This is a genomic window from Longimicrobiaceae bacterium (assembly GCA_036375715.1).
Classification (GTDB): domain Bacteria; phylum Gemmatimonadota; class Gemmatimonadetes; order Longimicrobiales; family Longimicrobiaceae; genus DASVBS01.
The window spans coordinates 203,330-215,637 of the sequence record DASVBS010000031.1 but is presented as its reverse complement, the minus strand read 5'-3'; the positions used below and the strand labels follow the sequence as shown (position 1 = coordinate 215,637).

14 protein-coding genes are annotated in these 12,308 nt (G+C 66.7%); 1 reads left to right on the top strand and 13 read right to left on the bottom strand.

Going from position 1 to position 12,308, the window contains the following annotated elements:
• Window positions 1-82: 82 nt before the first annotated feature.
• The 5 genes from VF167_06420 to motA all read right to left on the bottom strand — a co-directional run bounded on the left by VF167_06420 (window position 83) and on the right by motA (window position 5,264).
• Window positions 83-1,087, bottom strand: coding sequence for a LacI family DNA-binding transcriptional regulator (locus VF167_06420; GenBank protein HEX6925044.1), 1,005 nt, complete (start codon window positions 1,085-1,087; stop codon window positions 83-85).
• Between the two features lie 56 nt (window positions 1,088-1,143).
• Window positions 1,144-2,535, bottom strand: coding sequence for a sugar porter family MFS transporter (locus VF167_06415; protein HEX6925043.1), 1,392 nt, complete (start codon window positions 2,533-2,535; stop codon window positions 1,144-1,146).
• A 281-nt stretch (window positions 2,536-2,816) separates the two neighbouring features.
• On the bottom strand, window positions 2,817-3,461 hold the full coding sequence (locus VF167_06410; protein HEX6925042.1) for a class I SAM-dependent methyltransferase: 645 nt from the start codon (window positions 3,459-3,461) through the stop codon (window positions 2,817-2,819).
• A gap of 132 nt (window positions 3,462-3,593) precedes the next feature.
• Window positions 3,594-4,406, bottom strand: a complete 813-nt coding sequence (locus VF167_06405; protein ID HEX6925041.1) for a flagellar motor protein MotB — start codon at window positions 4,404-4,406, stop codon at window positions 3,594-3,596.
• A complete protein-coding gene (gene motA, locus VF167_06400; GenBank protein HEX6925040.1) occupies window positions 4,407-5,264 on the bottom strand; it encodes a flagellar motor stator protein MotA in 858 nt (285 codons plus the stop codon).
• A gap of 100 nt (window positions 5,265-5,364) precedes the next feature.
• On the opposite strand from motA, the gene VF167_06395 reads away from it, so the two are divergent.
• Window positions 5,365-6,060 carry a hypothetical protein gene (locus VF167_06395; protein HEX6925039.1) on the top strand — a complete coding sequence of 232 codons (696 nt, stop codon included), beginning with the start codon at window positions 5,365-5,367 and terminating at the stop codon, window positions 6,058-6,060.
• 10 nt (window positions 6,061-6,070) lie between these two features.
• Here VF167_06395 and csrA read toward each other — a convergent pair whose 3' ends face one another.
• The 8 genes from csrA to flgG form a co-directional block, all read right to left on the bottom strand.
• On the bottom strand, window positions 6,071-6,307 hold the full coding sequence (csrA, locus tag VF167_06390; GenBank protein HEX6925038.1) for a carbon storage regulator CsrA: 237 nt from the start codon (window positions 6,305-6,307) through the stop codon (window positions 6,071-6,073).
• A gap of 205 nt (window positions 6,308-6,512) precedes the next feature.
• Window positions 6,513-7,937, bottom strand: a complete 1,425-nt coding sequence (flgK, locus tag VF167_06385; GenBank protein HEX6925037.1) for a flagellar hook-associated protein FlgK — start codon at window positions 7,935-7,937, stop codon at window positions 6,513-6,515.
• Between the two features lie 4 nt (window positions 7,938-7,941).
• Complete coding sequence (gene flgN, locus VF167_06380) at window positions 7,942-8,487, bottom strand: flagellar export chaperone FlgN (protein ID HEX6925036.1); 546 nt, start codon at window positions 8,485-8,487, stop codon at window positions 7,942-7,944.
• The gene (locus VF167_06375) at window positions 8,484-8,879 is read right to left on the bottom strand and encodes a rod-binding protein (protein HEX6925035.1); all 396 of its coding nucleotides are present in this window, start codon (window positions 8,877-8,879) and stop codon (window positions 8,484-8,486) included. The genes flgN and VF167_06375 overlap by 4 nt, the downstream gene beginning before the upstream one ends.
• 249 nt (window positions 8,880-9,128) lie before the next feature.
• Window positions 9,129-10,241 carry a flagellar basal body P-ring protein FlgI gene (locus tag VF167_06370; GenBank protein ID HEX6925034.1) on the bottom strand — a complete coding sequence of 371 codons (1,113 nt, stop codon included), beginning with the start codon at window positions 10,239-10,241 and terminating at the stop codon, window positions 9,129-9,131.
• The gene (locus tag VF167_06365; GenBank protein ID HEX6925033.1) at window positions 10,238-10,885 is read right to left on the bottom strand and encodes a flagellar basal body L-ring protein FlgH; all 648 of its coding nucleotides are present in this window, start codon (window positions 10,883-10,885) and stop codon (window positions 10,238-10,240) included. The genes VF167_06370 and VF167_06365 overlap by 4 nt, the downstream gene beginning before the upstream one ends.
• A gap of 4 nt (window positions 10,886-10,889) precedes the next feature.
• Entirely contained in the window at window positions 10,890-11,438 is a 549-nt protein-coding gene (gene flgA / locus VF167_06360) for a flagellar basal body P-ring formation chaperone FlgA (GenBank protein HEX6925032.1), read from the bottom strand.
• A 1-nt stretch (window position 11,439) separates the two neighbouring features.
• Window positions 11,440-12,231: a flagellar basal-body rod protein FlgG gene (flgG, locus tag VF167_06355; GenBank protein ID HEX6925031.1), complete on the bottom strand. Its 792-nt coding sequence runs from the start codon at window positions 12,229-12,231 to the stop codon at window positions 11,440-11,442.
• Window positions 12,232-12,308 lie beyond the last annotated feature (77 nt).

Below are 12,308 nucleotides of genomic sequence, written 5' to 3'. Positions count from 1 at the left end.
AGCCGGCGGAGCACGTGGTAAAATCAGCTCAACTCTGCAAACGTTTGCCATCAATTGCATGAGAAAGGCGAAAGGTGGAGGATCAGCGCTTCCGAAGGGGGAGCCCCGCGCCGCAGGAGCGCCGGACAATGAGCTGTGGCTGCAACACGATGAGAGCCGTGCTCCGGTCTGGCTCCCGGATGCGAGCGAGCAGGAGCTCCATCGCGCGCTGCCCCACTTCGTACCCGGGTTGTCTGACCGCGGTAAGGGGAGGGTTGAGCGCGAGAGCCCATGGCATGTCGTCGTACCCGACGACCGCCAGCTGCTCGGGAATGTGTATCTGTCGCGCGTGGCAGGTCTCGAGGGCGCCAAGGGTCATCAGATTGTTCCCCACCAGTAGCGCTGTCGGGCGATCCGAGATGTCGAGAAGTTCTCCTGCCAGTCGAGCCCCGCTCGCCTGACGCGAGTCTCCCTCGCGAACGAGCTCCGGATCGAACTCGAGCCCGTGTGCCTGCAGCGCTTGTCGATAGCCTTGCATACGCTCTCGGCTCGTCGAGATCTGGGGCCTCCCCTCGATGAAGCCGATGCGTCGGTGGCCAAGCCGGATGAGGTGGTCGGTGGCCGCGTATGCTCCGCGCACATTGTCGACGACGACGGTGTCGGCGTCCGCGCCATCGATACGCCGGTCCACGCACACCACCGGCACCCCGACGCGAATCATAGACGACACGGCCTTGTCGGAGTCGGAGATGGGCGGCACGATCACGCCGTCGACCGATTCGGCGCGCATCGCCTCCAGGTATTGACGCTCCTTCTCCAGGTCCTCATCCGAGTTGCCCAGGAACAGCGCGTAGCCGTGCTTCTGGGCCAGGTCCTCGACACCCCGTGCCAGGTCGGCGAAAAAGGGGTTCTGGATGTCGGGCAGGATCAACCCGATGAGGTGAGCATGGCCGTGCTCCTTGCGCAGCCGCTGCGCGACCCGGCTCGGTACGTAGCCCATCTCCCGGATCACCGCCATCACCCGTGCCCGGGTCGCCTCCCCTACGCGGTCGGGCTGCGAGATCGCCCGCGAGACCGTCGAGATCGATACGTTCGCCGCTCGAGCCACGTCTTCAAGTTTGACCGTACCACGCTTCTCCGATGAGGGCCGTGAGTTGCGGCGCTTCATCGAGTAACCCCCTCCCCCACGGTGCCCTTTCTACCGCCGGCGCCCCCCGGCGGGGCACTCGGCGACTCCAGTCTGGCACCCAGTTCCTCGAGGGTAGCACCTCGGGTCTCGGGCATGATCTTCCAGGCGAAAAGTACCTGCAACAGCATCATGGCACTGAAGAAGGCGAACGCATGGCCACCCGAGACCTCAGCGATGACAGGGAAGGTCCAGGAAACGGCCGCCGCCATGAACCAGTGGGTGAAGCTGCCCAGCGCCTGTCCTTTGGCGCGCACCCGGTTGGGAAAGACCTCTGAAATGAACACCCAGATCACCGCCCCCTGGCCAATGGCGTGGCTGGCAATGAATCCCAGCAACCCCAGGAGGACGAGGTTGCCTGAAAAGCTGCCCGTGTAGAAGGCGAATGCTACCAGGGCGAGCGAGGCGGCAGCCCCGGCGCCACCGATCATGAGAAGCGGGCGCCGGCCGAAACGATCGATCACGAACAGCGCGACAATCGTAAAGAGCAGGTTAATGCCGCCCACCGCTACCGCTTGCAGCAACGCGTCCTCGGCTCCCGCGCCGGCCATCTGAAAGATGCGCGGTGCGTAGTACATCAGCGCATTGATTCCCGATAGCTGATTGAACATCGCGACGGCAAAGGCCAGGAAGATCGGAAATGCGTAGCGCTGCTGGAACAATGCGTGGACCTTCTCTCCTTCCTCCGCTCGGAGGGACGCGACGATTTCCTGGAGCTCCTGCTGGACGTCCCCCTCGCTGACCTGCGCGAGAACGGCCCTCGCATCCTCGTTGCGGCCACGCTTCACCAGCCACCGGGGACTTTCCGGAATGAGGAAGATGAGTGCGAAGAACAGTGCGGCCGGAAACGCCTCGACTCCGAGCATCCAGCGCCAGGCGATGTCTTCCGACAGCGCCCTCCCGATCGCGTAGTTGGAAAGGAAGGCCAGGAGGATCCCCGAGACCACGTTGAGCTGGTTGACGGCGACCAGGCGGCCGCGGAGACGGGCCGGAGCGATCTCGGCGATGTACATCGGAGAGACGACGGACGCCGCGCCGACCGCCAGGCCCCCGATGAACCGGTAGATCACAAAGCTCACCAGCGATTGCGCCAGGGCACTTCCGACCGCGGAAATGAAATACAGGACGGCCAGCGTCAGCAGGATCAGCTTGCGCCCGAATTTCTCGACCGGCCTTCCGACGGCAAACGCCCCGACGATCGTCCCGATGAGCGCGGAGGCCACGGCGAAGCCCAGCCAGAACTCGTCCAGCGCGAAGATGCTTTGAAGAGCCTCGGTGGTGCCCGAGATGACGGCGGTGTCGAACCCGAAAAGCAAGCCGCCGAGAGCGGCAACCACTGTGCTGAAGATTACCTGGCGAGGTGCCTTCACGATGGGCCGCGGCTTTGTGGGGAATAGCGGGACAGGCAGCAGCCGGAGACAGACTGCCGATGCGAACGTTTGCCGCGTACGGTAAATCCCGTGACACGACGCGTCAAGCACTTCGTCACAAAGTGAGCGGAACAACGTCGCCCCTCCCCTTCTCACGCCATTGCAATGGAATATCTTATGATCGTCTCAGGAGATGTCTTCGCCGACCACCGGGAGGCGCTCCGAGGCGCGCGAGCGTGGCTAACGTTTGCAGGAGAGTTTGAGGCCGGGGGGAGCTCCGCTCAGGTGCGGGCGTAGGTCAGGACGTGCCAGACAGGAGTCTCCGCCGCATAGGTGCGCGCGAGGCCGCAATCGCGTACGACCTCGTCGACTTCGGCGGGAGGGTGGACGTAGCTGCGGAAGGCGCTGCCCCGGAGTCGGCTGAAGAGGTTGTAGGCGGCGTTGCCGAAGCGGACGATCGCCCGCCGTCGCGGGATCACCAGGCCGTACAGGTGGCGCGCCTTGGCGGCGGACGCGGTCACCAGCGCGACCATGTCGGGATAACAACAGACCACCCGGTCGAGGGTGACAACGTCGGCCGCCTCGAGGGTCGGGGAGAGGTCGACAAAGTCGGCGTAGTGGTAGGTGAATCGAGCGGCGTGTCCGCGCCGCGCCGCCTCCGCTCTGGCCGCCTGAAGGTACGCGGGAGAGGCATCGACCAGCACCGCCTCGGCGAACCCGGCGCCGATGAGCTCGTGGGAGATCGCCCCGACGCCGCCACCGATGTCCAGGAGCGATCGGTCGGAGTCGCGCTGCTCCAGGATCGCATCCACCAGCATACGGGTGGTTCCGAGTGGACCGCGGGACCGATAGCGCTTCAGATCACGCCGGGCGGCGCTGGCGTTGAAGGTGGCCCCGGCGTCCTGGCAATGTGGACAGCAAGTCATGCCTGGAGGATAGGACGCGAGGGCGAGACAGGGTAGCCCCGGGGGCCCCGGCGTCCTTCCATTCAGCCATCGTTGTCCAGACCGCCGTGGGATTCGATGAGCCTTAAGAGGAGCGCCGAGCCTGCCCCTACCCTACCCTTCGGCGACGGTGGTCCGTACGGCCGGGGGCTCGCTGGAGAACGGCAGGAGGATCGAGATCCGCCGGTTGGCGGGGTCGAGCGGATTGTCTGGGTTTCGCAGAGTGCGATCGGCGTAGCCGCGGATCTCCCGAATGCGATGGTCACCGAGACCGGCGGCCGCCATCGCCTGGCGGGCGGCATTGGCGCGATCCACGGACAGCTCCCAGTTGCTGTAGCGGCGGCCTGGTCCGAACGGGGCCGCATCGGTGTGCCCCTCCACCACGAGGGGGGTCTGGGTCTCCTTCAGCTCCGTCGCGATCGCGGCGAGGGCCCGGGCCGCCGCCGGCTTCAGCTTGGAGCTGCCCAGCGCGAAGAACATCTCCCCGTTGCCACCCTCGACCAGCTCGATGCGGAGACCGTCTTTGGTGATCACCACCTCGATCTGGGCGGCGATCTCTCTCAACCCTTCCGCCTCCCGGAGTCTCGCCTGGATGCGGGCCGCCAGCTCGCGGAACCGCTCCTCTTCGAAGCCCCGCGTGATCAGGCGGAGGGGCTGCGGGGTCTTCACCGCGGCGGGCGAGGTGCCGGTCGCAATCGGGCTCACACCCGACGAATACCCGCGGTCCATCCCGACGGGGTTGGTGAAGTAGCCCTGGATCGCCTTCCGCACGTCGCTGTCCATCCCCAGGATCCACATCACCATGAAGAACGCCATCATGGCGGTGACGAAATCCGCGTAGGCGACCTTCCAGCTTCCCCCGTGGTGCGCGCCGTGCTTCTTGCGGACCTTCTTGATAACGATGACGGACTTCTTTCGGTCGCTCATCTACGCGGCCCTGCGGCGAGTCATCTGCTCCAGCTCGGTGAAGCTGGGCCGATCGGCCGGCTCGATGTTGCGACGCGCGAACTCGACGCTCGTCATCGGGGAGTCACCCCGGGCGAAGGATAGAAGCGCGGTGCGAATGCAGCACATGTAAGCGTGCTCGGCCTTGATGCGGGCCTCCACGGCCGTCCCCAGTGGGCCGATAACGCCGTAGGCGAGCAGGATGCCGACGAAGGTCCCCACCAGGGCCGCGGCCACCTTCTGCCCGAGCTCTGCCGGGTCACCGCCGATGGCGCCCATGGTGATGATCACGCCGAGGACGGCCGCGACGATGCCGAACCCCGGCATTGCATCGCCGACCCGGTGGAGCGCCGTCGGCACCGCCATCTCCTCCTCGAGCATCTGCTCGAGGTCGAGATCCAGGATCTCGGCCAGATGGTGATCCTCGATGGCGCCGCTGAGCATGACCTTCAATGTGTCAGTCAGGAAGGCCACCGCGTGGTGGTTCCGCTGGAAGATCGGATACTTACGGAAGAGCTCGCTCTTCTCCGGCTCCTCGATGTGCTGCTCCAGTCCGACCAGCCCTTCCTTGCGGGCGGTCTGAAAGACGTCGTAGAGTACCCGCAGGAGCTCCGCGTAGGCCTTCTCCCCGAACGCGTTCGGCTTCAGCAGCCCGAACGTCCGAGCGAAGACTCGCTTCACGAGAGGCATCGGGTTCGCCACGATCATCGAACCCAGCCCCGCCCCCCCGATGATGATGAACTCATTCACCTGGAGGAGGACGGCGATCTGTCCATGGTGCATCACGTAACCGCCGATGATGCTCCCGAAGACGATCAGAAGGCCGATGATGACGAACACAGTACCATCCGTAGCGTGAAGAGGGGGCCTATCGAGCTCTGGTCCGTACCTGAGTATCGGACGATCTCACCTCGAACTGGATCTCGCGACGAGCAAACCAATGCAGAACAAGGAGATGGTGGACGCTCCCGCCGACTGGACGGAGCTGTGGGGGATTGTGGGTGAGAGTCTACTCAGCGGGGTACACCACGCGCTCAACAATCGGGTGGCGGCGCTCAGCGCCATCGCACAGGTGCTGCGAGCCGGGTTGCCGGATGCGGCGCCGCTGGTGGCATCCCTCGCGAGCGAGGTCCGGCAGCTCGAGGAGACGGTGGCGCTGCTCTCGCTGCTGCGGAGGGCGCGCACGCGCCGGCCCGAGCCGGTCCAGGTACACGAGCTGATCGGCACGCTGCCGCCGCTCCTGGCGCAGCACAACGACCTGAAGGAGATCACCTTTACCGCTGCGAGCGCAGACGTGCTGCCGGTCTGGGCGGAGCGGGATCAGCTCACCCGCGTTTTGCTGACGCTGGCCGTGGCACTGGGGCTGGAAGCTGAGCGGAGCGGATGCCGGCGGGTCAGCATCGCCTACCGCGGAGACGACGAGGCCGTCACCATACGCTTCGCCTGCAATCGGAACGGAGAGGGGACGGGGCCCGCGGAAGCTCAGGTGCGACGGCTGGATGCACGGGCAGCCGCTGAAGGGGTGGCGCCCATGGGAGGAAGGCTGGAGGTGAAGACCTGCCCGGGAGGCGAGCTCGCCTACGAGCTTCGCCTGCCGACCCTGCTGGCGGCGCGAAAAGCCGCCGGAATGGAGTAAGCGGTCGCGGCTACGGCTTTCTGGGGCGAACCGGCGCGACATCGAGCCAGTCGCGCCGATCCACCGCTTCGCCGGCCCGCCGGTTCTCCTCCGCGATCTGCTCCACGATCTCCTCGCGGAGAATGGTCACGTCCGCGGGGGCTTCGATCCCCAGGCGCACTGCCCCCCGCTCTGCGGAAACGACGACGATCCGGATGCCATCGCCGACAAGGATCGCGTCTCCTGGCTTGCGGCTGAGGATGAGCATTTCTTGAAGAAGCTAGGAGCTAGAAGCTAGAAGCTAGAATTCTCGATTCCATTTTCCCTGGAGCGCGCGCCGGCTGACAAGCATGGTGCCCAGCAATGGAGCATGTCAATGCAATCGCCGCAACTCGCGACCGCATGTCAATGCCGCTGAACTCGCGGAGGAGAGGGCGGAATATTCTAGCTTCTAGCTTCTAGCTCCCAGCTTCTCACCGGACCATCCCCAGCAGTTCTCCCAGCATTTCATCGACCGCCGTGACCATGCGGGTGGCCGCCACGTAGGCCTGCTGGTGCTGCATCAGGCGAATCAGCTCCTCGTCGATGGACACGCCGCTGACGCTCGCGCGGCGCGTCTCCGTCTGGGCGACGAGGGTGCTGAAGACGGTGGCGGAGTCTTCCGCCGCCCGGGTTTCCTGCGCGACGCCGGTCACCAGCGACTGGTATGCACCCGACAATGTGGTCGGGATCCCGTCGATGGTTATCGCATTGCTGTCGTTGCGCAGGGCCGCGAGCTGCAGTGCCGCCTCATTGTTGGTCGGCTGACCGGCCACGGTGCTGGTGGCAATGTTCGCGGCGCTCTGCTCGATCGGATCCGCGAGGGTGATGGAGGCGGCGCTGACCACATAGCCGTTGGGGGTGCCGGGAAGATCGTCGCTACGGAAGAAATCCCCGGCCGGGTTGGTGAAGCCGTCGCCGGCGGCGTACGCCCCCGCGTGCACCGCGTTCACCCGCTCCACCAGCGCGCGGGCGAGGTCATCGAGCTTCTGCCCCACCGCCGGTAAATCCTCGTTCAGCACGCGCAGGGCCTCGTTGAGCGCACTCCCCTCGCGAGCGGTGGAGACGGAGGCGCCGCTCCCCTTCACCGCGACGCCGTAGGTGCCAGCCGTCTCGGTGAGCTCGAGCGCTTTGGAATCGCCACCGTCCACGAAGAGGGTGTTCTCCACGAAGACGCTGGCGCTCCCGTTCGCCTGCTCGGTCACTCTGACGCTCGCCAGACCGGCCATCTCGTCGATGAGCCGATCTCTGGCGTCTCGAAGCTCGTTCGCGGTTGCCCCACCCGCCTCGGCAGCCACGATCTCCACGTTGAGCCGGGCCACCTCTTTCCCGAGCTCGTTGAGACGGGTCAACGAATCGCGCAGGCGCGTCTCGGCTCCGGATGCCACCGCATCCAGCTCAGCGGCGGCATTCTGGAACGTGGAGGTGAGCTGGATCGCCCGCTGCCTCACCATGCCGCGCGCGGCGTCGTTGAGCGGATCGCTCGCGAGGTCGTCCCAGGCGCTCCAGAAGCGATCCATCGCCGCGCCGAGCCCGTACTCGGAGGGCTCGCCGAAAACGCCCTCGATCTGCCGCAGCAGGTCCCGCCGCATGCTGCTTGCCGCCGACTTACCCTCGTCGCGGCGGAAGCTCACGTCGAGCAGCGGGTCTCGCATGCGCTCGTAGGAGGCGACATGCACCCCGGTCGCCGCCGGACCCAGCGCCGTGTTTACCGGCGCTCCGGGTCGCAGCACCACCCGTTGCCGCGTGTACCCCTCGGTGTTCGCGTTGGCGATGTTGTTCGAGGCGACCTGCACGGCCGTCTGCTGCGCGGCGATTGCGCTGCGGGCGACGCTCAGGATGTTGTTGAGAGTAAACATGACGCTATGCCCGACGATCTACGAGGATCCCGCCGCGGGACGACTCCCGCTCGACGCGCTGCGGCTCAGCGGAGTAGAGCGCCACACCCTCCGCGCCCTGACCGCCGTAGAGACTGCGCACGTACTCGCTGCCGGCCGCCATCGCCTGCCGTAACACCTGCCGGTTCATCTCCACTTCCTGGGAGAGGGTGAGAGCTGCCGCGTGCAGCCCGTCGCGCGAGTCGCGCAGCTCGTCGGTCATCTCCTCTCCCAGCAACAGCTCCAGGTCCCGCAGGGGAAAATCGTCGGTGCCGCAAACGATCTGGCTGAGCGAGCGACGACGGCGCCGAGCTTCCGTAAGGGTCACGAGGACCCGGTGGGTGGCGTAGACGCTGTCGTCGATCGCTTGAAGGTCGTCGGCCGCGACCGCGCTGCGCTGACGTCGCATCACCCCGATAAGGTCCTCGAGCAACCGGATCTCGGAGTTGATTGCTTCCGCGAGCGCCTGCAGCGCCGACGCTCTTCCCCTGCCGACACCCGAGGGCTCGGCGTCCAGGTGCGGCGCGTTCATGGAAGTGCCCCGCCGGCGGAGAGCTCCCGCGCCAGCGTAGGCACAGCCGGGGTGGACGCGGCCTTCTCCAGGGCGGCTTTCACCTCGCCCGCGCCGTCCGCGTTCTCCCCTCCCGGCAGTGCGCCACGAAGCTGCCGATAGAGCGCCTCCGCCAGCCCACTCGCCCACTGGGAGGGGACTTCCGCGGCCAGGTGCGAATCCAGCATGCTCGTGAACATCTCCTCGCCGGTTCCCCCGTCCAGGAGCGAGTTCTCGGGGACGGTCTCCCGCATGGCTTTGAAGAGCTGCTCAACGAAGACACCCTCCAGATCCTGGCTTGCCTTGCGTAGCCGCGCCTCGTCCGAGGGAGGGGTCGAAGCCCCGAGGGCCGTCGAGCGTTCGATCGTGCTCATCTATGCAACCTGATCATCCGTATCATGCAGGGCCGCGCCGGCGGCGCCTGACCATTTCACTCGAAAACGTCCGCGGCCGCCGCTCGCCGCCGCATGGCACGATTGTCATTGGCACAAATGTCATTGGCCACAAACCCACCCGGGGGACGTTCATCGACGTCAAGCGGTCCCGGCCGCTGCGTTCGCTTCACCTGCGCAACCGACCCGCACATACAGGTCGCGAACACACGCAGGCATGCCCCCAGGCGCTTAGCGGATCACAACTTCCGCAGCCAAGGCGCCCACCTCGCGTAGCGACTCGAAGATCGCCGCGATCTCCATGGGGGGCGTCTGCAGCGCCTGCAGCGCGATCGCCACTTCCTGGGCCGGCGTGCCGGCTTCCATGTGCACGGAACCGGGGATGTCGCCATCGGTCGGCGCACCTCCGATGGTGAGGGTGATGACACCGTGACTCACCACCGCGTTGCCGACCGCCAGGTCGCCGCCCGCGACCACCGTTCCGTCTCGACCGTCGATGACCAGCCGATTCGCGGACTCGACCTGAACGCGAAGATCAGCGATCTGCGTCAGCATCTGTACGCGCGCGACCGGGTCGTCAGGTAGCGTGAGGGCGATCGCGCCCGGGTCCTCCACCGTGGCGGTCTGGCCCCCGATCGCCCCGTTGATCGCCTGTGCGATACGCGCGGCCGTGCCCAGGTCGGGCGAGCGCAGGAGCAGCCGGTTGGCGGTGGCAAACTGCGGCCGTGGCAGGTCGAACTCGAGGATGCCGCCGGCCGGAATCCGTGCGGTCGTCTCCACCGTGTAGGAGCCGCGTCCGGTATTCCCGTCGCTGATCAGTAGAGGTCCCTGGGCGCTGGCCACCGGCTCACCGCCGGCTTCGGCGACGAGCGGGGTCATCCACAGCACGCCTCCCCGGATGGACCGGGCGTCGCCCACGGAGGCAACGTGGACCTCGAAGCGTCCGCCGGGCCGCAGGTACGGAGACACCTCGGCGGTGACGAGCACCGCCGCGACGTTGCGCATGGTGAGCATCTCCTCGGGCACCTCCACTTCGAAGCGCCGGAGCAGGTTCGCCACCGAGCGCACCGTGTGTCCTGAGCGCCCACCGGTCGAGGTTCGATCACCGGTTCCGTCCAGGCCGACCACCAGGCCGTAGCCCATCAGCCGCACAGGCACCGCCTGCTCCTGGATGGTCAGGTCGCGCACCCGGATCTCCTGGGCGCTTGCCACCTCCGCCCGGCTGACCAGCAGGCCGGCCGCGACCAGCATCGCTGCGGCGAGCCTATTCGCCGCTCGGCCGCGTGGAGCGCGACCGCGGGTGCGAAGGAACTGTGGCGGGCTCACCACCTCGGTGTGCCTCATGGCCAGAAGATCGACAGAATGCGCGAGAGCATGCTCTGCGACGGCTTACCGAGGTTGCCCGTCGAAGAGTAGATCAGCTCCGCGTCGGCGATGCGCCAGGAATCGAGCAGGTTGTTATGGGAGACGTCCTGGGGACGTGCCCACCCGGTGAGCGTCAGCTCTTCCCGATGCTTGTCGACCGCCACCACCTTCGATCCCTCGATGCGCATCAGACCCGTCCGGGGATCGATCTCCACGATCCGCACGCTCATCTCGCCGCGAAAACGGTTCTCGCGCGTGAGATCACCACGCTGGCGCGACTCGGCGGAGTTGGTGCTGGAGATCCCCGCGTCTATATCAGGTATCGGCATGCCCGGACCTCCACCCACACTGACGCCGAGATCGCGGAACCGGCGATCACTGTTGTTCGCCCCCTTGAGGGCGGCGGCAAGAGTGTGCTCGTCCACCAGCACGGTGAGCACGTCGCCTTCGACGAAACTGCGTCGGCTGGAGGTCCACGACTGACGCCGCGGCCGCGCGGCAGCCGGCTGCGAACTTTCCGCGCTCGCCGCCGGTTGCGCGCTGGGGACGTCCTGTCCTTGCACCGGCGTCGCTGCGACGAACAGGCTCAGGAAGGCGGCCGGAAGGGTGTACCTGCGTGTCATATCGTCACCTGCGCTCATTCGATTCGAGTTCGACGAGGGCCGGTCCGATGACCACCCCCTCCAGGCGCCGATGCGCGTCCACGCGCACCAGCACGCGCTCGCCCATCGTGCCTGAACCGGCCGCGGTGCCTTTCACGCGGACCACCACGGAACGGCCCCGATACAGCACCTCCACGGGCTCGCCCGCGCGAACCAGCTCGGGCGGTGACACCGCCGGGGGACGCAGCGGCTCTCCTTCCCGGATCAGTCGGCGCACCTTCCATCCGACCAGATTAGCGGGCGCCTCCTGCCAGCTCTCTTCCCGCTCCGGCACCGGCGCGTAGCGGATGTCTTCTTCGGTCAGGACCGAGCCCCGTCCGATCTCCCGCGCCGCGACCGGCTGCGTCCTCAAGACGGCCGGCATGGCAGAACCGGCCCCGTCGCCAGCGGCCGAGGCGAGCTCGGGCGCAGAGGTCGGCGCCTGAGCCTGCGCCTCTGCCGTCCTAACTGCCGCCAGTCCCACCGCCCAGGAGATCACCAGGAAGATCCGGTACGTGGCCGACTGCAGTGGCACCTTAGCGGACCAGGCTGTTGGCGATCTGCAGCATCTCCTCGCTGTTGCGGATCGACTTCGAGTTGACCTCGTAGGCGCGCATGGCGGTGATCATGTCGACCATCTCCTGCACGATCTCCACATTGCTCGCTTCCAGGCTCCCCTGAACCAGCCGCCCGAGCCCGTCCTCCTGCGGGTAGCCGAGCACCGGCTCGCCTGAGGCGGCCGTTTCCGCATAGAGGTTCTCCCCGAGCGCGAGCAGACCGGTCGGATTAGCGAAGCGCGCCAGCTCGATCCGTCCGATCTCCTCCATCCGTCCGGCTTCGCCGGCGACCTGCACCGTCACGATGCCGGTGCGGGAGATGGCGATGTCGGAGGCGTCGTCCGGAACGCGGATCCCGGGCACCACGGCGTACCCGCTCTGCGTAACCAGCGTCCCCTCGTCCGAGATGGTGAAGGAGCCGTCGCGGGTGTAGCCGATGGTCCCGTTGGGCAGCTCGATCTGGAAGAAGCCCTCGCCTTCGATGGCCACGTCGAGCGGGCGATCGGTCTGCTCCAGCGGCCCCTGCGTGTGCAGTCGCTGCACCGCGGAGAGCCGCGTGCCGCGCCCCACCTGAATGGCGGGCACGGTGGAGGCGGCATCCTGCCCGACCGTGCTCGACCCCTGCACCGTCTGGTAGAGCAGGTCCTCGAAGTGCGCGCGGCTCCGCTTGAACCCGGTCGTGCTGACGTTGGCGAGGTTGTTCGCGATGACTTCGGTGCGGGTCTGCTGCGCCCGCATCCCGGTTGCCGCGGCGCGAAGTGCTGGATCCATTTTGCGTTTGCGAGTAGGTGGAGTAGGCTTGCCTCTGGCTATCGGCTATCAGCGTCGGCTATCAGTTGTCAGCCCGG

What these genes read in the sequence shown, in the direction of transcription:
- VF167_06410 (HEX6925042.1), bottom strand. Translation starts at nt 3,461, where the DNA reads ATGACTTGCTGTCCACATTGCCAGGACGCCGGGGCCACCTTCAACGCC.
- VF167_06405 (HEX6925041.1), bottom strand. Translation starts at nt 4,406, where the DNA reads ATGAGCGACCGAAAGAAGTCCGTCATCGTTATCAAGAAGGTCCGCAAG.
- VF167_06395 (HEX6925039.1), top strand. Translation starts at nt 5,365, where the DNA reads ATGCAGAACAAGGAGATGGTGGACGCTCCCGCCGACTGGACGGAGCTG.
- csrA (HEX6925038.1), bottom strand. Translation starts at nt 6,307, where the DNA reads ATGCTCATCCTCAGCCGCAAGCCAGGAGACGCGATCCTTGTCGGCGAT.
- flgK (HEX6925037.1), bottom strand. Translation starts at nt 7,937, where the DNA reads ATGTTTACTCTCAACAACATCCTGAGCGTCGCCCGCAGCGCAATCGCC.
- flgN (HEX6925036.1), bottom strand. Translation starts at nt 8,487, where the DNA reads ATGAACGCGCCGCACCTGGACGCCGAGCCCTCGGGTGTCGGCAGGGGA.
- VF167_06375 (HEX6925035.1), bottom strand. Translation starts at nt 8,879, where the DNA reads ATGAGCACGATCGAACGCTCGACGGCCCTCGGGGCTTCGACCCCTCCC.
- VF167_06370 (HEX6925034.1), bottom strand. Translation starts at nt 10,241, where the DNA reads ATGAGGCACACCGAGGTGGTGAGCCCGCCACAGTTCCTTCGCACCCGC.
- VF167_06365 (HEX6925033.1), bottom strand. Translation starts at nt 10,885, where the DNA reads ATGACACGCAGGTACACCCTTCCGGCCGCCTTCCTGAGCCTGTTCGTC.
- flgG (HEX6925031.1), bottom strand. Translation starts at nt 12,231, where the DNA reads ATGGATCCAGCACTTCGCGCCGCGGCAACCGGGATGCGGGCGCAGCAG.